Annotated in this window: 18 protein-coding genes; 16 read left to right on the plus strand and 2 right to left on the minus strand. The window is 60.6% G+C overall.

The annotated features are described in order from the left end of the window. The first annotated feature begins 46 nt into the window (after nt 1-46). From J3A71_RS03520 to J3A71_RS03585, 14 genes are all read left to right on the plus strand, one after another. On the plus strand, nt 47-3,109 hold the full coding sequence (locus J3A71_RS03520; RefSeq protein WP_016489299.1) for a type IV secretion system protein IcmB/DotO: 3,063 nt from the start codon (nt 47-49) through the stop codon (nt 3,107-3,109). A gap of 11 nt (nt 3,110-3,120) precedes the next feature. Beyond that, nucleotides 3,121-6,060, plus strand: a complete 2,940-nt coding sequence (locus J3A71_RS03525; RefSeq protein WP_096426815.1) for a type IV secretion protein DotL — start codon at nt 3,121-3,123, stop codon at nt 6,058-6,060. A gap of 117 nt (nt 6,061-6,177) precedes the next feature. After that, the gene (locus tag J3A71_RS03530) at nt 6,178-6,795 is read left to right on the plus strand and encodes a hypothetical protein (protein ID WP_096426814.1); all 618 of its coding nucleotides are present in this window, start codon (nt 6,178-6,180) and stop codon (nt 6,793-6,795) included. Between the two features lie 2 nt (nt 6,796-6,797). Then, complete coding sequence (locus tag J3A71_RS03535; protein ID WP_016489296.1) at nt 6,798-7,322, plus strand: transglycosylase SLT domain-containing protein; 525 nt, start codon at nt 6,798-6,800, stop codon at nt 7,320-7,322. A gap of 64 nt (nt 7,323-7,386) precedes the next feature. Then, on the plus strand, nt 7,387-7,887 hold the full coding sequence (locus J3A71_RS03540) for a DotD/TraH family lipoprotein (protein WP_231995295.1): 501 nt from the start codon (nt 7,387-7,389) through the stop codon (nt 7,885-7,887). 14 nt (nt 7,888-7,901) lie between these two features. Next, nucleotides 7,902-8,849, plus strand: a complete 948-nt coding sequence (locus tag J3A71_RS03545; protein ID WP_224372393.1) for a type IV secretory system conjugative DNA transfer family protein — start codon at nt 7,902-7,904, stop codon at nt 8,847-8,849. Continuing rightward, nucleotides 8,846-10,045, plus strand: a complete 1,200-nt coding sequence (locus J3A71_RS03550) for an ATPase, T2SS/T4P/T4SS family (RefSeq protein ID WP_016489293.1) — start codon at nt 8,846-8,848, stop codon at nt 10,043-10,045. The genes J3A71_RS03545 and J3A71_RS03550 overlap by 4 nt, the downstream gene beginning before the upstream one ends. Before the next feature lie 46 nt (nt 10,046-10,091). After that, the gene (locus J3A71_RS03555) at nt 10,092-10,364 is read left to right on the plus strand and encodes a hypothetical protein (protein ID WP_172455929.1); all 273 of its coding nucleotides are present in this window, start codon (nt 10,092-10,094) and stop codon (nt 10,362-10,364) included. A gap of 54 nt (nt 10,365-10,418) precedes the next feature. Continuing rightward, the gene (locus tag J3A71_RS03560) at nt 10,419-11,738 is read left to right on the plus strand and encodes a type IV secretion protein (RefSeq protein ID WP_096426812.1); all 1,320 of its coding nucleotides are present in this window, start codon (nt 10,419-10,421) and stop codon (nt 11,736-11,738) included. Between the two features lie 134 nt (nt 11,739-11,872). Further along, nucleotides 11,873-12,841, plus strand: coding sequence for a hypothetical protein (locus J3A71_RS03565; RefSeq protein ID WP_096426811.1), 969 nt, complete (start codon nt 11,873-11,875; stop codon nt 12,839-12,841). A gap of 12 nt (nt 12,842-12,853) precedes the next feature. Next, nucleotides 12,854-13,657, plus strand: a complete 804-nt coding sequence (locus J3A71_RS03570; protein ID WP_096426810.1) for a hypothetical protein — start codon at nt 12,854-12,856, stop codon at nt 13,655-13,657. A 249-nt stretch (nt 13,658-13,906) separates the two neighbouring features. After that, nucleotides 13,907-14,749 (plus strand): hypothetical protein, encoded by an 843-nt coding sequence (locus J3A71_RS03575; protein ID WP_016489288.1) that lies wholly within the window; start codon nt 13,907-13,909, stop codon nt 14,747-14,749. 4 nt (nt 14,750-14,753) lie between these two features. Next, the gene (locus tag J3A71_RS03580; RefSeq protein ID WP_245353432.1) at nt 14,754-15,326 is read left to right on the plus strand and encodes a hypothetical protein; all 573 of its coding nucleotides are present in this window, start codon (nt 14,754-14,756) and stop codon (nt 15,324-15,326) included. A gap of 36 nt (nt 15,327-15,362) precedes the next feature. Beyond that, complete coding sequence (locus J3A71_RS03585) at nt 15,363-16,211, plus strand: hypothetical protein (RefSeq protein WP_016489286.1); 849 nt, start codon at nt 15,363-15,365, stop codon at nt 16,209-16,211. Between the two features lie 82 nt (nt 16,212-16,293). Here the strand turns inward: J3A71_RS03585 and J3A71_RS03590 are convergent, their stop codons facing one another. Together J3A71_RS03590 and J3A71_RS03595 are read right to left on the minus strand one after the other, a co-directional pair. Then, complete coding sequence (locus J3A71_RS03590) at nt 16,294-16,647, minus strand: hypothetical protein (RefSeq protein ID WP_023049287.1); 354 nt, start codon at nt 16,645-16,647, stop codon at nt 16,294-16,296. 11 nt (nt 16,648-16,658) lie between these two features. Beyond that, a complete protein-coding gene (locus tag J3A71_RS03595) occupies nt 16,659-17,204 on the minus strand; it encodes a hypothetical protein (RefSeq protein ID WP_016489284.1) in 546 nt (181 codons plus the stop codon). Nucleotides 17,205-18,165: 961 nt separating this feature from the next. On the opposite strand from J3A71_RS03595, the gene J3A71_RS03600 reads away from it, so the two are divergent. Next, complete coding sequence (locus J3A71_RS03600) at nt 18,166-21,096, plus strand: DotA/TraY family protein (protein ID WP_209953636.1); 2,931 nt, start codon at nt 18,166-18,168, stop codon at nt 21,094-21,096. Nucleotides 21,097-21,260: 164 nt separating this feature from the next. Continuing rightward, a complete protein-coding gene (locus tag J3A71_RS03605) occupies nt 21,261-21,638 on the plus strand; it encodes a hypothetical protein (RefSeq protein ID WP_016489282.1) in 378 nt (125 codons plus the stop codon). The last annotated feature ends 32 nt before the right edge of the window (nt 21,639-21,670 follow it).

Genomic DNA, 21,670 nt, shown 5'->3' on the forward strand with positions numbered 1-21,670 from the left:
CTGATCAGCCTCGCCATTGAGAACCTTACACAGGAAGAACAAGGAAATGTTTAACAAACTCGAGGCGGTGATCCTGACGGTTCTGAGCCAGCTCAAGGCAGACGTGCAGGACTATTGCGACCTTGAAACGGTCGACGGTGGGCAGTCCATCGTCGCCAACGACGGTTCACTGGCGTCCATCGTACGTTTCAACGGCACCAAGAGCGTACTGGGGCGCGAACAGTTCGAGCGCCTGGTGAGCCTGCTGGAAGCGTCGCTTTCGGTGTACTTCAAGGTGCGCGGCCATCACCTGCAGATTGTCTTCAGCCGCGACCTGGATGCGACTGCGCCGCTGGAGCAGAACGCCTCGCAGCAGGCAGCAACTGCCGAGCGGTTGAACCTCAACGTGCGGCACCTGATCAACGAGGGCGTGAGCAAGTACGCCCAGTATGTGTATGACGAAGAATGCTACCTGGTGTTCTGGTCGCGGCCCGCGCTGCTTGACCAGACCGAACGGTCGATGGCGCGCGAGGCGCTGAACGAGTTCAGGAAGGCATCGGAATGGCCGGCCACCGCCGAAGCGCAGAACCTGTTGCGGCCCATTTCCTACCTCAAGGACCGCCACCTTTCCTTTGTCACCAAGATTTCCGAAGACCTGACGTCCCCCGAGTTCGGTTGCTCGGCGGATGTGCTCGACGTCAGTGAAGCAATCCGCGCCATCCGCGCGAAGGTGAACCCCGACATCACGCCGCGTACCTGGAAGCCCTACATTCCGGGCAGCGCCATTCCGATGCGCTGGAAGACCAGCAAGCGCAGTGGGGACATGTCAGAGTTCATGTACCCAACGCTGCCCAGCCAGATCATGGTCACGTCGGCTGAAATCGGCAGTGGCGAGCGCACCAGTCTGCTGCCCGACCCTACCAGCGTGCGGGTTGGCTCGCGCGTGTATGCGCCGTTGCTGATGTCGATTCCACCGGCAGAGCCGCAATACTTCAACACCCTGTTCAACAGCCTCAACCGCGCGGAAACCCAGGAAAACGGTGTGTCACGCGCCTTGCCGTATTCGGTGTCGATCATGCTGTCGTCCGATGGCATGAGCGTGCTGGCCTGGAAAAGCCTGTTTGCCCAGTTGCTTTCGGTAACCTCCGAGCAGAACCGCAACATCAACCTGGCCACCAAGGAGCTGCGCGAGCGGGTGCGTGACGGTGAGTGCATGGTCAAGCTGCAGGTTGCCGCCATGACCTGGGCCAGCCCGGACGAGAAAGGCGTGAAGGAGCTTGCGCTGCGCAAGTCGAAGCTCTGGCGCACGCTGGAGTCGTGGGGCCAACCGGTGTTCATCGAGCGTACCGGCAACCCGATGCAGGCGTTCCAGTCCAACTGCCTGGCCTTGACCACCAAGCATCTTGGCGACCCTGCCGCAGCGCCGCTTGGCGATGCCGTGGCCATGCTGCCGCTGACCCGGCCAGCCTCGCCGTTCCAGGAGGGTTCGACCATCTACCGCAGCCTGGACGGCAAGATCCTCAAGTACCAGCGTTTCTCGTCTCAGCAGACCACCTGGATCACGCTGATCGCAGGCAAGCCGGGTTCGGGCAAGTCGGTGCTGATGAACAACAACCACTTCGAATCCTGCCTGATGCCGGGCCTGACCGGCCTGCCTTACATCGGCATCACCGACATCGGGATTTCCTCGTCCGGTTTCTGTGACCTGGTGCGCGACAACCTGCCACCACGGCTTCATCACCTGGTGGTGTACAAACGTTTGCAGAATGCCAGGAAAGACTGCATCAACCCGCTGGATACGCCGTTGGGCCAACGTTATCCACTGCCGAAAGACCGTGAGTTCAACAAGAACTTCCTGACCATTCTTGTGACGCCGCCCGAGCGCGAAAAGCCCTATGAAGGGATGAGCAACTTCGTCGGCCGGATGGTTGACCTGGCCTACCGGCGCAAGGATGACAAGATCGAGCGGGCCAGCCCGGAAACCTACAAGCCGGGGCACAACGATGTCGTGGATACTGCCGTGGCGCAGCTTGGCTTCCGGATTCTTCCGGCGACTACCTACTGGGAGCTGGTCGACGCGATGTTCGATGCCGGCATGGTGTACGAGGCAGAGGTGACCCAGCGCTACGCGGTGCCAACCCTCAATGACCTGGTGGCGGTGGCGTCGACCGAGGAGGTGCGGGCCGAATACGAGGGGTCCGGCGAGGTCGGGCGTAGCCTGGTCGACGCCTTCATCCTGGGTATCCGCGAGGCGGTGGGTGACTTCCCGGTGTTCTCCGATCACACCCGCTTTGACGTGGGCAGTGCCCGCATCGTGGCCCTCGACCTGCAGGACGTGGCGCTGCAAGGCTCTGCATCGGCGAAAAAGCAGACGGCCTTGATGTACATGATCGCCCGCCAGTGCTTCATGAAGAAGGTGGCCTTCTCGAAGGAGGACTTCCCGTTCTTCACCGAGAAGTACCTGCCATTCTACGAGCGCCTGGTGGCGGACCTGGTGGATGAATACAAGGTCATGTGCATGGACGAATTCCACAAGACCGGTGGCCACGTGGGCTTGCAGGAGCAGATGCAGACCGATGGCCGTGAGGCCCGTAAGTGGAACATGGAGATCATCCTGGCTTCGCAGTTGATGGAAGACTTCGGCCAGCTGACCAAGATCGCCACGGCCACCTTCATCCTCGACTCGGGTACCAAGGAGACCCGCGACTGGCTGCGCAAGAACATCGGCCTGTCCGACACCGAGGAGCATGCGCTGGTCAACTTCGTGCACGGGGCCAACAAGCATGGCTGTACCTTCCTGGCGCGCTTCGAAACCAAGAACGCCACCTACAGCCAGCTGTTCACCATGTCTGCAGGGCCGATGCGCCTGTGGGCACTGACCACCACCGCCGAGGACCGGAAACTGCGCACCATGCTCTACGAGCACATGCCGCGCCCGGACGCGCTCGCATTGCTGGCCCGCCGCTTCCCGTCGGGTGGCTGCAAGGACATGGTGGAGCGGCTCAAGCGCGAGACGTTCAAGGATGTCGAGTTCGTCGATGACGACATGGAGCAGTCCGTGATTGCGCGCATCGCCAAGGATCTGGTCGCTGACTACATCAGCGCCAGTGCATACGAAGACGTAGTGTGAGGGAGTGACAGATGGCTCAGTACAAGGGCGCATCCCGTCAGCATGAAGTCAGCACCAGCCGGCGGCGCAAAGACACGCGCCTGGCCGGGCAGCGCTTCAGCGATTTTTTCCAGTCTGCTGATGGCGCAGTGTTTGGCACCTTCGCGCTGCCGATCCTGGCGCTGGTTTCGATCAAGGTGCCCTTCTCGGGTGAGCTGCTGTTGCTGCTGGCCTGGGTGTTCAAGCGAAAGTTCGTCGATGTCGAAAACCGTGCCTTCGATTTCCCTTACCGGGTACCCAAGCTGGCGGATGTCAATGACGGCTCGTACAAGGGCAAAAAGAAAGGCGAGGGGGTTACCCTTTTCGGCAATGACCTGGAGACCCGCGAGCAGATCTACGCCGGCGATAGCGACCTGAGGACGCACCAGCTGGTGTTGGGCACCACGGGCTCCGGTAAGCCGCAGCCCAAGCATGCCAAGGTGCTGACGCCGGGCGGCTGGGTGGAAATGGGCCGCATCCGGGTCGGAGACAGCGTGTGCACGCCCGATGGCAAGCAGGCTGCGGTGCTGCGGGTGATCGAGCAGGGCGTTCAGCCGATCTGGACGATTGCCACCCGCGACGGCCGCAGGGCCCAGGCCACCGGTGACCACCTGTGGCGAGTGCTTACACGCGGCCAGGATGGTAGCGAAGCAGCGCACACCGTGACGACCGATGCCATCCGTGAGCTGATGGGGCGCGGCGTGGTGGTGATGCTGCCCAAGGTGCGCAAGAAGCGTGGGTCTGCCAAGTTCAATGGCTGGGCCGAGGTGTGGAAAGTAGACGCTGCCGGGCAGGCGCCCTGCCAGTGCATCGAGATCGATCACCCACACCACCTGTATATCACCGACGACAGCCTGGTCACCCATAACACCGAGCTGTTGCTCGGCATCGTGTTCAACGCACTGGTGCAGAACACGGGTTTCATCTACGTCGACGGCAAGGGTGACCCCAAGCTGCAGAAGGAAATCTTCCGCCTGTCGCGCTACCTCGGCCGCGAAGATGACCTGTTGATCATCAACTTCATCACCTCTGGCCGCGACTTCGTCGAGAAGCAGGTCGACAAGGTGACCAACAACATGAACATGATGGGGAATACCTCGTCGGGCATGTTGATCGAGCTGATCGTGTCGCTGATGGATGACTCCGGTGGCGGCGGCGACATGTGGAAGGGGCGGGCGATCATGTTCGTGGCAGCCCTGACGCGGCCACTGACCTATCTGCGGGACAAGGGTCACATCAACCTGTCCCCCGAGAAGTACCTGGAGTACTTCGAGCTGAACGTGATCGAAGAACTGGTGTGGGAGCACGGCGGCAAGTACGGCGAGATGTTCGATGTGATCGTGGCCCCGCTGCGCTCCTACCTGCTGACGCTGCCGGGTTACCAGAAGGCGAAGTTCAAGAAGCAGGAAACCAAGACCCTGGAGCAGCACGGCTACATCGTCATGCAGCTCGGGCGGATCTTCAACGACCTGACCTTCAACTACGGCCATATCTTCAAGACACGCGTCGGTGACGTGGACTTCTACGATGTGGTGATCAACCGCCGCTTGCTGGTGGTGCTGCTGCCGGCGCTGGAGCGTGCACCTGACAGCATGCGCATGCTTGGCAAGATGATTGTAGGCAGCATCAAGCAGATGATGGCCGGCTGCCTGGGCAACCGGGTCGAAGGGGTGGTACGCGAAATCATCGACAGCCGGCCAACGGGCTCCAAGTTCCCGTTCTATACCATCCTCGACGAATACGGCTATTACGCCGTGGTCGGCTTCGCCGTGGCCCCGGCCCAGGCGCGTAGCCTGGGCTTCAGTGTCACCTTCGCGGCGCAGGACTTTTCCTCGCTGAAGAAATCCAGCGCCGAAGAAGCGGATGCCACCTGGGAAAACACCAACATCCGCGCCGTCGGCCGCCTGACCTCGGGCACCGAATCGGAAACCTGGCGGCGCGTGCAGGGCGCGGCGGCCGAGTCTTCGCAGGCCATGCTGGGTAATTTCGAACGCACTGCGGGCAACGAAAAGCTGCGCCAGTCGGACAACATCGGCATCGAGCAGCGCAGCCGGTTGAACTACGACGACGTTGCCATGCAGGAAAACGGCGAGTTCACCTTCCTGGTCGGCAAGAAATCGCAGAATGGCAAAACCGGCGGTGTGGCCCTTATCCGCGGCATGGGCTTCTACACAGCCGGCCCGGCACCGAAAGAAATGCGCATCAACGATTTCATCCCGGTCGAGCCGCCCGAGCCGTCAGACCTTCCGCAGAACAGGCAATCGCGCCAGGCATTTGTCGACAGCCTGAAAGATGGCTCGTTCGCCAGGCGGGTGCGGGCGGTGGTCAAGGGCGACCCTACCTTTGCCCGTATGCACAGTGCGTTCGAACACAACTACGCAGACCCGGACCGGCCACTGCTGGGTAGGCTGGATACTTCGTTCGCCGTGCTCGGGGGGTATTTGACCGGTGCGTTGAAAAAGCCGGCTCCGGCTGCGCCATCTCCGCAGCAGGTGCTGGAGACACCCGTTACGCCACCCGCTGCGCCCGTAGCGGCAGCCCAGGAGGATCCACTGAGCCCAGGGGCGATCGAGGCGAGCATTCTGGCGGTGGCGGACCTGATCGTCGGGAACACGGTGGCGCCAGAGGTGCCCGCTGTTGCGGCTGCGGACGAGCAGACGCTGGACGATGAATGGGCCCGTGAACTGGCAATCGTCATGCCCAAGCAAATGCTCGACATGCAAGTGGTGGCTGCCGGGGAAGGGTTTGCATCGCTGTCGGACAAGTGGGCCGCCGAAGAACGCATCCGCGAAGCCTGCGATGCCATCGCTCGCGAAACGGCCTATTCCGTAGCGCCCGCGCCTGAGGCGCAGGATGTGGCGGGTATGCGTGAACGGTTGAATGAACTGCAGGCGCAATGCCGCGCGCTGATGAAGAACAAACCGCATGAGTAGGCATCGAGCCCCCCGTCCACTGGTCGGAAGCAGATTCTAATTGGTGTCATAAATTGACGACGATAGATATCTAACAGATAATCAGAAACTAGAATTTTTGCATGCCAAGGTGACGTGATGGGGTTGTTCGATTCAGGGAAGAAGGCAGCGAAGTTCGCGTTCATCACCATGCCCATGGCGGCCTTGGGCGTGAACCAGCTGCGCATGGGCAACCAGCACATCAAGTCGCTGTGGCGTTCCAATTTCAGCCCCACTTGCCCCGAGTGCGAGCGCGGGGTCCTGCTCAAGACCGAAGGCGATCATCAGGAGCTTGAGCAGAGCCCGAAAGGCAAGCTGCGTGTGCTGCACAGCTGGGGCTGCAACAACTGTGACTTCGCCTTGTTCGAAGAGGACAATGTCAAAAAGGTCCGCGAGCATGCTGCGCGCTACCGCAATGAGCGCGTCAAGGCACAGCTGACGACCATCGAGCGCGACGAACTCGACCGTATCGCCCGCAACCACCGGCTGCATTCCAGGGCGTTTTTCATCGCCAGCCTTTTCGCCGTTGTCGGGTTCGTCTACATGCTGGCGACCGGCGCCGGCATCATGATCGCCCTGAACTGGTTGTCGATCGGCTTTGCGCTGTGGGTATTCGGCATGAAGAAGTCCTATCGCAGCTGGCAGGTCTCGACCGGGCAGCTGTTTGTCGAAGGCGCGTTCTGGTTCTGGTTCCAGCATCAGAAGTGGATTATCTGAACATGGCGCGCAACGGGCTCCAATGGGTAGTCGCCGTGCTGGCGCTGTGGTCTGCGCAAGTGCTGGCCGACGACTTCTATGCCGTGCGGCCTGCGGATATCGACTGCGTCGTGCAGGCCGCACAGCGCCAGGGTGTGCCGGCCAACGTGCTGCTGGCCATTTCCAGCAAGGAGAGCGGGAAGAACGGGCAAAGCGTGTCGAACAGCAACGGCACCTTCGACCTTGGCCATTTCCAGATCAATACCACCCACTGGGGGCCGAAAGGCGTATTTGCCTCGTACCCGGCCATTACCAAATCCGATGTCGCCTGGCGCGGTTGCTACAACGCAGAGCTGGCGGCCTGGCTGCTGCGCCAGAAGCTTGCCGAGAACAATGGTCAGGACTTCTGGACCCGTGCGGCCAACTACCACTCCCGCACCCGCAAATTCAACGACATCTACAAGAAAGACCTGATCCCGCTCGCGGTGAAATGGGGCAAATACCTTGAACGGCAGCGCCATGACCGGCTGGTGGTCAGCTACCAGTAACCAGGCCGCCGCAGGTTGCCCCTGCGCAGGGTCGATCAGAATGACAAACTTCAGGAGTTTTTAAATGAAAGGAATGCTCATGGGTGCACGCTGCTGCAAGGCCGGAGGCGTGCTGCTGGCATTGGTTGCGCTGGGGGGCTGTGCCAGTTCTGCCAAACCGACCACCGACGACACCGAGGCGTTTGCCAGCCGGATCATCGCCGACAAGGTATCGGTAGCGGTCAACTCTCAGCACAACTACGTGTCGCGCCTGAACGCTGACCGTGTGCAAGCCGCCTCTCGCCAGGCTGCGGTCGACACCGACCAGGTGGATATCGATTTCATCGGCAAGCCCCAGGAGCTGCTGCAGACCTTCGCCAGCCGCTACGGCTATGCCTACGTCGAGAGCGGCAAGCGTGTGGACCTCAAGCCCATCAACGTGTGGGTCCGCAAGGCTACCCCGATCAACGTGCTCAAGGATGTGGGCGCGCAGATCGACACCGGTGCCGATGTGGTGCTCGACAAGAGCACCAATACCCTGCGCCTGATCTACAAGCCGGTACCGTTGGCGCTGGGGAGGGGCTGAACATGGCGATGGACATGCCCCCGATGACCCTTGAGGACGCCGAGCGCCTCTATGACAAGCCTGCCTACGTTCAGCAGCAGGGCGACACCGGCGATGCCAAGTCCGCTGTCGAGGCCATGCGCGATGAGAAGAACCAGGCATCGGCAGCCCGTGGCGAAGCCATTCTCGATGCCGCGCTGCAGGTCGGTGTAAAGGCTGGCCTGGCCTGGCAGCTTACCAACATCAACAAGGCGCTGAAGGTGCGCGAGCGCGAGTTCGATACGGTCTATGACTTCAGCAGCCTGATGATCCAGGACCGCGTGGTGCCGCCGGTGATCACCGAGGCGCGCCACCTGTACAACCAGGACGGCGATTACACGCTGCGCCTGTCGGGGGCGGCCTACAAGATCGAATCGCAGGCGCGCTTTTCGTCCGTTCCGCCAAGCTGGCGCGAGTACCTGACCTTCCCGCTGCCCAGCTTCGACCGCACCTCGCTGGTTTCTGCGCTGGTGCCGCGTTCCGACGAGGAAGAGCGGGTATGGAAACTGGCTGTACGTGAAGGCTGGAAGCAAGGCGTCGAGCAGGCAAACCTGATGCTGACCTACGGCTTCGACCGGATGAACCGCGATATCGATGGCATGCGCCGTTTCAGTGAGTTTGCCCGCCACGGCCAGGTCACCCTGCCGATCATCTCCGGAGCGGCCATCCCTGTTACCAAGGAAGGGCGGTCGATGGCGGTGGACGAAACCCTGTTGCGCATCACGGCGCTGCCAGAATTCAACGACAACATGAATGTCTGGCGCAGCTCGATTGCCACCTCCACCACCGCCGATCCGGTGCGACGTGCTGCGCCAGCCCGTGCCGCGAACCCGGCACCGTCGCCGGCCGCCGCCCGTCAGCCTGCAGCGGCCGAGGCATTCGCGGCCCCCGGTGGCAGCCGCTTGCGCACGCAGCCCGCTGCCGGTGAAGGCGGGCCGCAATGAAGCAGGACTTCCACGATGACGTGATGATGCTGGAGCCGGGCGCACTGATCGAGCGGCTGGAGCGGCTGACCAGCTACGAAGACCCGTTTCGCTTCGACCGCGCCGACCAGTTCAAGGCGATGATGCTGGAAACCCTTACCCATGGCGTCAGCGATATCTTCATCCAGCCCGCATTGCCGGTGGTGGTGAAGAAGTACGGGCGGTTGTATGCGGTCACCCGCCGTACGCTCGATGTCGGGGAAGTCAACGAACTGTTGAAGATGGCGGCCAACCGGGACACCGCCACTACCGATATCGTGTCCGGGACGGCGGTCAACGAGCGGTACGAGTTGTTCGACCCGCAGCGCAAGGATGCGCGAGGCGCCCGCCTGCGTTATGCCTACCGGGTAAACGCCTCGCCTATTGCCTGCCATGGCGATACGTCGTGCCAGATTGTCATCCGGGCCATTCCCGATGACCCGCCCCGAATCCAGGACGTCGGTTTGAGCGAGGACATCGTCAGAATGGCCACGCCGCGTGATGGCATCGTCTATGTGGCCGGGGCCACGGGCCATGGCAAGACCACCACGTTTGCCGCCATCAACCGTTTCATTCTGGAAAACGACACGCCGATCAAGGGCAACCTGATCAGCCATGAAGAGCCGATCGAGTTCACCTACGACAAGATCCAGAGCAAGCATTCGATCTTCGTGCAGTCGCAAATTCCCACGCACTTCAAGGATTTCTACCGGGCCAACCGCGAGGCCATGCGGCGTGCCCCCGGCCTGTGTGTAATTGGCGAATTGCGAGACCAGGAAACCATTCGTGCGGCGGTCGAGCTGTCGCTGACTGGCCACCCGGTGTTCGGCACGGTCCACGCCAAGGACGTGGCGGCGATCATGCGCCGGATGATCTCCCGCTTCCCCGAACAGGAACGGGCGACGGCCATCTACGACCTGGTCGACACCAGCCGTTTCATGATGGCGCAAAAGCTGGTGCCAACGGTCGATGGCAAGCGCACGGCGGCGCGCTCTTGGCTGAAATTCACCGAGCAGGTGCGTGACACCTTGATGGACCTGACCGACATGGGGCGGGTTACCCAGCGTGTCGCCGAGTTCGTGCGCGATGAAGGGCATACGTTTGCTGCCGAGGCGGACCGCCTGCTGGCAGCGGGCGTGATCAACGAAGCGGCTGCCCGCGACTTGCGCCACGGCTGAGCCGGGGCTCTCGTAAAGGCTACCCAACAGAATTCAGGGGAAGAACATGGCAACAGGACGGTATCACTGGAGCAGAAGTGCTCCACCCGCACGTTTCTTCGTGATCAACGCAAGCGCTGCCTTGCCTTGGTTGCTGTTGTTGCTGGTGCCGGCGCTGTGGAAGTTTCTGCTGCCGCTGGCGTTGTGCATGACGCTCGGGCTGGTCTACATCGAAGTGGTCAAGAAAATGACCGTACGTGCTGTTTTTCGTCAGGCTGCGGTGTTCATGGTGGGGCGTGTGCGTACCACCCACAACATCCTCAAAGAGCTGGTCAGGTAGGGGCACGGCAGGCATGACCGGCGAAAATCTTTGTGGCGGCAGAAGGGGCGTAGAATGAAGCAGCAAGGCGGTGGGCAAAAAAGTTTCACGTGGGATGATCCCGCGATATTGATAGGGATCATCGTGGTGCTTTACCTGGGGGGGTGGGGTGCCTGGTACTTCGCCCACGAAAAGATTTCCGCCGCCTACACCTACATCCGCTACGTGGAACTCTGGTTGCCGAGCGTGCTTGGCGACTTTGCGGACATACCGGGTATTTCGTCGATCAACGAATGGGTCGGGCGCATGTGTGCGCCCGACGGCATTGTGGGCGCCTGCCAGCGTGACTTTTCAAACGTGGCGTGGGGCGAAATTACCTCGTCCTCCCTGTTCATGAACGGGTTCTTGCTGGTACTCATGGTAGTGCTTTCGGTGCGCATGTTCCTGCGCATAAACAAGACCCACCCCAAGCTCAGGTTCACCCGGACACACAACATCAAGAGCTATGTGCAAGAGAACAAGGCGCAGTACCCGCACCTGCGGATGTTCGCCGAGCTCGACCTGATCGCCCAGCCACTGGACCACCCTGTATTCGGCATGTCGCAGACCTCCCGCCAGTTTGCCTACGAGCATCTGCTGATCAGTGGCTGGCAAGCGCAGTCGGACCGAAGCTGGGCGCCGACGCTCGACCGTGAGAAGGCCACCGAAGTGATGCGGCGTCAGTTGGGCCAACACTGGACCCGGGTTGGCAGCTTGTCTGCGGCAGAAACCCTGCTGGTGGCAATTGCCTTGCCACGGGTGGTTGCCACAGACACGTCGCTCGATGACGAAGCCTTCAAGGCGGCGATGGCCGACAGCGACTACATGGTTGCGTGGTGTTGGGACCAGTTCAAGGCGCCTTCGGCGAAGGGGGGTAAAGGCGCTGGTGCCGCCGACCCTTATGCCTGGCTGAAGCCTGAGGTGCCACTGGAGGTGCCGCGGGCAATCATCCAGAAATACATAAAGCACCCTAACGCCAGTGCGATCCTGCATGCCCATGCGTTCGTCAGGACCATTATCTTCGCCATGTTCTTCCAGGCGCGGCGCCTGGGCGTGTTGCCTCCCGCCGAGATGCGCTGGCTGCGCTTTTTCGACAGGGACATGTGGTATGCCCTGCAGACGATCGGGCGCCAGGCCGGGTTCCCGGAGGCGCCGGGCATCCTGTCGCACTTCCTTTATGAGTGCAAGGCAGGTGCATCGCTGGCAGAGCCCCAGCTGGACAAGGCAGTCAATGGCCTTGAACAGGCCATGTCGGCGTACAAGTATACCGACGCCGACAAGAAGCGTTACGAGGCCGTCCAGGAAGAGAAGGAAGCCGCGGCACGGAAGGCGATGAACGATGAGAAAATGACATGAAGTGGCACTGCTGAGCCGGCAGTTCGCTGTCAGGGGGTCATCATTCAATATGACCATTTTTTGTTTTTTAGTGCCTTTTTCTGCTTTTTTGTTAGAATGCGGTCGTATTGGATTATTAATAAGGACGTTGAGCCATGAAGGGTGTGTTTGCAAGACCTGTTGCCGTGCTTGCGGCGCTTGCGGCGGGGGTTTCAGTCGCCCATGCCGCCCCGGCTCAAACGGCGGACCTCTCTGCTTTCATCACCGCTCAAGCCGTTGCGCCGGCCACTCAGGCACAGCAGGAACTCGATGACCTGACCGCGCAACGGGTATCGCGCTATGGCCGCATCGTCAACGCCCGCCCGGTGGGCCTGGGCGGGTTGACTGCCTGGACGGTGGAAAAAAACGGCCATCAGGTGGTGTTGTTCAGCACCCCGGATTCTGCGGTGCTGTTCACCGGTGTGGCCTGGAATGCCGAATCGGGCGCCAACATCTCCGACGCCTTCCTGCCGGGCGCTGCGCAGGTCGCCAACCCTGCTCCTGCTCCTGCAGCCGTTGCTGTTGCACCTGCCGCGCCGATGATGTCGCCGGTTGTCGCACCGAACGTGCGTGAGGCCGCAGCGATGGATGGCAGTTTCAAAGGGGCTGTACCGGAGTCGATGAAGACGGTCGACTCCCTTGCCGGGGTGAAGGAAGGCAAGGGCGGTATTGGCGATACCGTCTACATCATCATCGACCCCCGCTGCCCATACTGCCGGGAGGCGTACAACCTGACACGGGCGTATGCGGCAAAGGGCCACTCGATCAAGTGGATCCCCTCAGCAGCGCTGGGCAACCCGGAAGATGGCGTGCCGCTTGCGGCCACTATCCTGCAGGCCAAGGACCAGAAAACGCTGGCGCGAGTGCTGGGCAAGCACGAGCAGATCCGCTCTGAGCCATCGCCGGAAACGGTCGAACAGTTGAGCACCAACCTGGCGTTCCTGTTTGCCGCGTTCGAAAACAACGGCAAGGAACAGGCGGGTGTCCCGGCTGCGTTCTTCATCGACCACCGCACAGGGAAGCCAAGGATGATGACGGGCCTTTCACAGGCCGTCGTACTTGAAGACATCTTTGGGAAACTTTAAGGAGCAACGTACATGAAATCCAAAGCGCCGAACTTCGAGTTCGATCCCGGCATCCGCATCTTCGGCTCGGGCGAGCACTTGCTGGTGGTGTTCGACAGCCAGAGCCCCCATGACGTGCTGCGGGCGCCCCGGACCGTGCGTATTCCCAAGGGGTTTCAGCAGTTGTCCCTGTTGGTTGCCGGTTTTGATACGGCTGAAGACGATGGTCATCAGCGCTTGCTGAAGGGCAGCGTCAGCCTGGCAATCGAGGATGCCACTGGCGCGCTGTCCAACCACGAGCTGGCCGCCCTGCAGCTGGTATTCCATGCCGAGGCAGATCGCAAGGGCGCGCTGACCCACATTGATCCGGCCCTGGTTGCCTACACCGTTCGCCAGGCCCTTGCGCAATGCTTGAACGAGGCCCTGAACGACTACTTCCAGCGCGATGAAGCTCAAAGGGTGGGTGGGCAGCTGCAGCCGGCGGCATTTAATGCTTCGCTTCCCGTGGCTGCGCCACAGCTTGCAGGGGCGGCGCCGCAACCGTCACGCAAGGCCCTGCGCGAACAGGCCGCCGATGATGCAGCTCGCCAGGCCCGATCGCGCCGGCGCAAGACTGCATTGGCCTGGGTTGTTCCGCCATTGGTAGTGGTTGCGGTAATGGCCACCATGTCTCATCTTGCTTCCTCCCCGTCGCCGATTGAAAATGCTGTCGCGCAGCAGATGGCGAATGACCCTGAGTCAATCAAGGCGCAGGTGGAGCTTACCAAGCAGACGCTTCAGTCCATGGGCCTTGACCCAGGTCAAGGCGGCGATCTCGGGTGCCTGGCACCGCAATGATTGCCGTTGCTTCCATCTTGAGGGATGGGTTATGCCTTTCGCTGGTTTGCGGGCGTGTGAAATGGCGTAATGCCTTTTCGCTTTGCCCGATTGTTGCCAAGCGGTGCCGAAGGTGGTTCTTTTCCAGGATTGGAGATTAAGAGCAGGCAAGGGCCGCGAAGCCTTCCGTGCTGTTCTGCTTGAGCAGGGTGTTGCTCTCCCTGCAGGCACTTTAAGACTATTTTGGATTGGAAAACCTTAGGTACGTATATGCGACCAGCGAATGAAGTGAAAGACGGGACCAAGTTGTTGTCGCTTGCCCAAGGCTTGCGGTCCCTGCTGGTCCCCTCGCCGGATGTACTGGCAGACACCGTCAAAGAGTTGCACCCGCTGGTCAACCTTTCCGACAAGGTGCTGCCGCTGAAATCGTATTTCAACATGGTCCAGGACATTCAGCGGACCAAGCACACCCATGCCGCCATGCGCGCAGCTGGCGAACCCCTGAGCCGCGAAGCCATTCAGCAAGGCGTGTCGCGCAAGCTCTGCACTGAAGACATTTTCATGGTTGCCTGCTCGTTCCTGGAAGTGGAAATAGCCAAGCAGGGCTCGGTCTACTACCTCAGTGGCGAGTCGCCCGATTTCAAGGAAACCAAGAAGAACCGAAACCCGCTGGACCTGTCCGATGAAGTCGTGCTGAAAAACCTTTCCAGCGGGCTGGCCCGGCCGGACACCGACCGCGGTGCCGTTGAGCGAGGTCAGATCGACAGTGGCTTCAATCACCTGGTGCGGCTCAACCAGTTGCACAACCTGATGCTGGAGTCGGTGCGGCTGATGAAGGCGGACGAGCGCCTGACCAAGGTCGATATCCGCAAGAAGTTCAACATTTCGCATACCGATTATGAGCGCATGATGTCGATGGCGCGCCGTTCTGGGCTGATCTCGTTCCGTAACCGGAAAAAAGATCCGTCCAATGCCTACACCTTGCGCAACGACAATCATGAGCGGGTGTCGGAACATGCCAAGAACTTTGGCCATACGCCGCAAAAGATGTTGAACAAGATTCTTGATGATTTCTTCGGGATGCTGGAAAAGCGCAAAAAGCACGAGGACTGATTTGATGGGAACCCAAGGCCATAAGGATGTCGGGCCGGCTATAAGCGCAGATGAGCGAGCCCGGATAGCGCGGGCCGCCAGGCAGGTGGTGGCGTACGCCAACTTTCTGCGCTGGACGGCGAACTTCAAACGGGACGAAGTGCTGCGCCATCCTGAACACGACCGCGTGATGTTGCTCTCGCCCATGCAAAGTGGGCGATTCAGCTTTGCGCTGGAAGGGGACACCCTGTATGTGGGTGTGCAGCCCTTCGAGGCCGCCTGGGCCGGGTGCATGCCTTTCGAGGCTGCCTACGTATCCGACCGGCTGTATTTGTCGGTTGAGAGCGTCAACTTCATGGACTCTCGCATGCCGCCGCTGGCGCTTGGCATTTTTGTCGACGAACAGGGCAAGCGGGAACTCATGGCTCAAGCCAGGTTCGTCCAGTTCGTGCGGGTGAGTGTGCATGAAGGCTATGTGGCTGAGGTCGGCGAGCCTTGTGGCGAGGCTTTTGCGATGCGGCCGGGCGATGTGGTGGGTCAGCTGCGCGAGACGCGAAAGGTGAAGGCACAGCAGCAAGACATGGGGCGGTTCTTCTGACGCGCTCAAGCAGATTTTTCAAGTAAGGACACGAGCATGACCAAGTGCAAACTCATCCTGCCCCTGCTGGCCGCTGCGGCGATGGCGGGTTGTGTAACCACCGAGCAGATGCCGGACGGGACCACCAAGATTCGTTTTTCGGACGAGGCTGTCAGTTCGCTCACCTCGATGATGCCTGGCAGCCTCGTTACCGGGATTGCAGGTGGCGCAGGTGGGGGAGGGATCAACCTTGTTCCGACAACAAGCCCGCTTGGCACGGGCGAGCAACTGTATCTCAACGGGCAGTTTGAGCTGGAGTGTGCTTCTGCCCTGCTCTACAGCGCAAAGTCTGGGCGCCCCATGGACGCGCAGATCAGCAACAAGTGCCGCTCCAGCTACTTCTTGCGCCAGGAGCAGCTGAGGATGGCGGGCAAGCCCTATGATCGGGGGGCGCCAGCTTATGATCCTTCGAACCCGCCCAATGAGTACTGGGCCAAAGTGGTGGGCCGCACTGTCAGCCAGTTGGCGGCTGCTGACAAGTTCACCGCGCGGTTTGCCGGATACCCGCGTATCGAGAGCAGCGGCGGCATCACCATTGCCGTGCGCTTGCTGGGAGAGTCCCAGGGCGCCCACGTAGCGCTGGCGACCACGCCGGCACGTACGCCGGTTGTTCTGGATGATGCGCAGTTCGAACTGGGTATGCGCCAGCGTGCCTCTCAGGTCAGCAGCCAGGTGGTGGATGCGATAGCGTGCGATGCGGTGCTTGCCTACAGCAAGACCGTAGACAAAGGCCCCAGGCCATCACGTGTTTCTGCAAGCGCCTACACGCGGTATGAAGTGTTGTTCACGGTTGCATCCATGGGTTGCAAAGACAGCACTCGTCAGTTCAAGACCGCTTCGCGATAACCTGTGATGGGCCGACCTCGCAGTCGGAAGCAGGCACAAAAAAACCGGACGCAGGTCCGGTTTTTTTTGCCTGCTTGTCAGGCTAGGGCTCTGCGTTCCAGGTGTCGTCCGCAGCTGCCGCTGACTCATCGATCCCCGTCCGTTGCGTATCGGCAGCGTTCAGCCACTCCTGGCTGACGTCCGCCTGCTGAGCCACGCGTTCGTGGGCAAATTCACGAAGCAGGATGGAGTCCTCGATCGACGTCATGAGCGCCGGGGATGCCTGGCCATAATCGCCGAGCAGCGTCCGTGTGGCTTCAGGTGGCAGCTGGCTGATTGCGTTGCGCAGCTCACGGCCGTAGTCGGCCAGTACGGGCTGCTTGGCAATGACAGTCTCCGCCGCCTGGGAAGGGAACACGGAGGCGGTGAAGCTCTGAAATTCCTGCGGGGTCGGCATGGCTTGAATCCTTACATGCTGTAGTCGTTACTGCTTTCGCTGCGTGGTAGCGATGGGTTGGCGTAGCGGGCGAACGTCTTGTCCAGGTCGGCAGCCAGGTAGGCTTGTTCGCTTTCACGCACCATCCGCTTCATGCTGTCGGCGTCGGAGGAGGCCGCGATTACCTGATCGCGCACGGAGGCCAGCAAACCTTCCCTGTCTGCCCGTGAGCCAGGGGTATTGTCGATTGCTTCGAGTGCATCGAGCAGCGACTGGCGCAGCTCGGACTCGGCGCCGCTCCTCCCGGACGGGCTGGCCATTTCCAGGGTCACGCTGCTGATCACGGCACGATGGATGGCTGTGAATGCGCTGGCTTCGGCTTCTCTGCTTTGCATTATCCGCTCGGAGCGCAGGGTGTGGGGAGGCGTGTTGCGCAAATATTCAGACGCTTGATCGGCCAGTGTGTCGATCGTCTGGCGGACTTTCTGGCCGTCAGGGCCTTCCCGCAGGGCGGCTTGCGCTACGTTGCCAAGGCTGATTGCCGGGTTGCCTGAGGCCTCGATGGCCTTTTGTCGCATTAGCCCGGCGCCGATCACGAATCGGCTCGCATCGCGTATTGATAGCTGCATCTATGTCCGTCGTTTTTTCACGGGGCTTGAACGTGCCCGAGTCAGTCGGCATTCAGCAACATCTGCTTCCCTGTGCGGCTCGCCGTACCCAGGCGCATAGGCTGATGCGGGCGGTCGAATGAGTCTGCGCTGACGTGCTGTGCCAGTCCACCGCGAACCCTGCGGTTCGCTTGCTTGAGTGACCATAGCATTTTTACTGTTATTTTTCTTGTGCTTGAGTCGGATAAATAGGTTTTTTGGTTGAATCAGGTATCCCCTGGAGCAAGCGCTGGCTTGTGTCCTCAAAAGCCCTCATCAGGACGCTGACGAGCGGGAGGCCCACTAAAAACGGGCTGTTGTGGCCAATCATGCCGCCCCTTTCGTGTGCTGACCAGTAGGTGAAATGTCTATTTACACAACTTTACAAGCCTGTAAGCCGTTCAATTGAGAGCCTTCTGTACGTTTTTTGTGCAGAAAAGGCAGGTTGACGGGGCTCCCGCCGGCATCTGAATAACGTGCTAGCCCGAAGGTTCAAAAAACCTCATGTTTGGCCTAATTATGAAATTTCGCGCTCATATCTCTTTATTTAAGCCAAATTTTCGGCATTTTCACGAATTTACAGGTTGGTCGCTTTCCCCGTGGCGTTAAAAGCACGGCTTCATGATCAGTATTGATCCAGATTTTGTTAATTTTCTTTCGTAGCATTATTTTGATTTTTTTGTCATTTGTGGTTTAAGATTGCCGCGTTTTCCATATCTTCAGGATCATGCCTGCAGAGTAGTATCATGAGCTCAGGCTCAAAGCATCGGTGTAAGCCATCGCCTACCGGGTGCAGCGAGCTCAATTCAAGGACGACGGAGCATTCCAAGGGGAATTCGTCGCGAGCGATTTAGATCAACCGTCCGCAACTCGATTCAGGTAGGTATTCTCAATGGCTCAGATGCCGTTTTCACCGTGCAGCGATGCAAACGCCTGCACCGACCAGTCAGTCGAGATGCTTGGCAGGATCTTTGGCCCGGTAATCGATGCCCTGGTCAAAGGCACCGACCCCAACGCTGTGCAGGCAAGCGCCAATATCCTCGCGACGATGTTCGGCTTCTTCAACAGCGGGATCCTCATCATCGGTTCGCTGATCGTTTCCTACGTTGCCGTAATGGGTGTCACCAACACGGCCAACGACGGGGAGGCGATGGGCAAGAACTGGTCCTCGCTGTGGACGCCGGTACGGATCGTGGCGGGCGGCGCAGTGTTGCTGCCCACAACAAGCGGCTTCTCTTTCATACAGCTCATTGTGTTGATGTTTTCCCTGTGGGGCGTCGGCTTTGCCAATGGCACCTACAAAGCAGGCATGGCCATGGGCGTGCTGTCGCCGAACGGCATCGTCGAAGGGGTTAACTCACCTGGCAATTTCTACGGCTTGCGCGATTTCGCCCGCAGCTACCTGGCGGCGTCGTATTGTGCCAAGGCGGCCAACTCGATCTATGGCAACAACCCGGCATCCGGTGCGGTTCCCGAAGTAAGGGCGAACAACACGCAGGACAAGCTCAACACGGTAAATGGCCGCACGGAATACGTCTTCGAAATCAAGGACCGCAACGCCGATACAAACCTGGCCGGTGGGGCGGCTTTCTGTGGCACCGTTAAGGTGGCGGTGTATTCGGCACAGACCCAGACGGAGGCGATGGCCAGGGCTCTGGAATCGCTGCGGGTGAATGTGCAGGGCAAGAAGCGCGAAGCGGCCATGGGCATGATGACCCAGCTGGACACCTGGGTGAGAAGCTGGCCTGCGACGATCAACGACGCTGGCTGGGATGCGGTCGACTCCGACCAGTTCAATACCATCGTGAACGCGGCGGAGCAGAAGGTGGCCACGCAACTGTTCGCCCAGGTGAGCAGTGATCAGGGCGATGTCGACAATGGCCTCAAGGACTTCCTCGGCACGCTGACCGATGATGGCTGGTCGGCGGCTGGCGGATGGTTCCAGCGCGTGGGTATGGTCCGAGGCCAGATTGCCGGGGTGCTGTCCGAGCCGGTCGGTTCGGTCAGTGCGCCTTCTCTCGGTGCACTGCCTGCCGATGCCCGGGCCTCTCTGCTGACGCACAGCGTGACCACGGTCACCGAGGCAATCGACAAGAAGTCAGAAGAGAAGCCAGGGTACAAGCAATCGACCACGGCCAAGCCTGAGGATATTGCCAGCCTCATTCCCAAGGACCCCAACAGCGATATCAACGTCGGGTCCTTGAAAGCTGACATGGACTCCAAGATGTCTTCGTACGTCAACAGTGTCATGTTGAACGTGGTGGAGATTGCCACGGGTGCGGGCAGCAACGGGCAGACACCCCTGTGCGGAACGGCCGGGCAGATGGGGGGCTCGCTCAATCGCATGAAGTGTGTGGGCGATTACCTGACCGTTGCGCGTGCCGGCATTCTTGTGGCCGATGTAGCCATCAAGACTGCCGGGACAGCGATTCGGGTGATTGCCGGCGCGCTTTCCTCGGTCAAGGGCTTGGGCAACGGCCTTGATCTGGACAAGGTTGTGACCCCGCTCTGGGACTGGGTAATGACCGTGCCGGTCAAGCAGCTCGCCCTGATGGCCTCGTACATCGAGCCTCTGGCGTTCTACTTTGCGGTCTTTCTTCCAAGCCTGCCGTACACGCTGTTCATGATCGTCTTTGTTGGCTGGGTGCTGGCCGTGCTGCAGTCGATCATTGCTGCGCCGCTGTGGGCGGTCATGCACATGACACCGGATCGAACGTTCGTAGGCTCCCAGACCCAGGGTTACCTGCTTCTGCTTTCGCTGTTCGCCCGCCCTGCGCTGGCTGTTCTGGGGCTGTTTGCCGCGGTGCTGGTGTCAGACCCGGTGATCGACTATATCGCCCAGGGCTTTTTTGCCATGCGGGGGGCTGTGGTGTCTTCTTCAGGTGGTGTAGGTGCCATCTCCGAGTTCCTGACCTTTGCCTGGTGGTTCATGGTGTTCGGGCTGACGTTGTTGCCCGTGTTGTACATGATCTTCGGCTTGCCGCAGACATTGCCTGACCAGGTATTGCGCTGGATCGGTGCAGGCATTGGCGACCTGGGTGAGACCAATGCTGTCGGCCAGATGCGGGGCGGTATGGCTTCTGTAGGCGCAGGCATTCAGGGTTCGGGTTCTGGCATGCGCCTCGGTAATGACAAAGGCAAGCTGCCACCGCCCGATGGCTCTTCGCCTGGCGGCGGGCCCAGAGGTGGCGGGCCTCGAGGCGGGGCGGGTGGCGCAACACCTCTGCTTAATGCCAACGGCCAGGGCGCCGGTGGGGCAGCTGCCCGGGATTCAGGCGCACAGGCTTCGGCCGAGTCGGGTGACACCCGAAGCCTTGGCGAAAAGCGCTCCGAGGCTGCTGGTGTCGCGCTGGGGCGGGCAATCACGGGCGGCACTGCTGCAACTGCCAGGTCGCTGCGCAGCGCGGGGAGCGCCGCGCTATCGGCAGGGCGTTCGGGGGTGGAATCCTTCCAAAGCTCGGGCTCTGGTTCGATGGGCGGGCGGCTGCGTGACGGCGTCAGGGCCGGCGCGCTGACTGCCGGTGCGGGCCTGGCTTCCACGGCCAGCGCTGCTGGGGCTGACTATAAGCAAGCCTTCTCGACTGCCAAGGCAGAAGGCAAGGCGGCGTACCACGAAGGTGCGGGCGCCCGGGTTCAGGCATTCAAGGACTCGCTCAAGGGTGGTTCGGCACCGGCCGGGAGTGATGCGGGCCAGGATCAGGCCGCTTCGGCTGATGCTGCTCCTGAAACTACCGGCTCCCGGGGGCAGCAGTTCAATGACGCTGGGCTTCCTGTCGGGGCTGGTTCGGCTAACGCCAAAGACGACGATGAAGAGGGTCGATGAGCGGCAAAGTGCCGCTCTTGTTTTGGCATTTCGTGGGTGCAATGACGGTCCGTCGGCTGCCTGCGGGGGTGGGAATTTTTCAAACCTTCGGTTGTCTTGGACGATGACGCGCAATCGTGTGCGCACCTTGATACGCGACTCGGATCGCTTGGCGGAGACATCGCATGGATGAGAATCAACTGGAAGATCAGCTTCGACGGCTTCTTACCGGGTTGGCTGACCAGGCCATCGTGCGCGGTGAGCAGTTCATCTATGACGGCGGGGAACTGTACGCTGATGATGTAGCGGACATCGGGCTGGTCTCGGTGCTGTGCATTGCGCAGGCGTTGTCCGAGCGGGCCGGGTTGGGTGGGTTTGGTTATGAATTCCAGTTGGCTGCACCGGCCAATCCGGTGTTCCCTATTCACGCCACTGCGCCGGAGGTGCTGCCCGACTTTTTCAGGGTGGCGCCTTTTGTATCGGCGGTTTTTCACAGTGAAGTGCTGAATGCCAGGCAGGACCTGACGCTGCTCTACCATGCGGCCGTGCTGCGATTGCAGTAAGTATCCGGAACGTGAAACAAGGCTGGCCGATT

The organism is Pseudomonas sp. PvP089, assembly GCF_017875165.1.
GTDB lineage: Bacteria > Pseudomonadota > Gammaproteobacteria > Pseudomonadales > Pseudomonadaceae > Aquipseudomonas > Aquipseudomonas fortuita.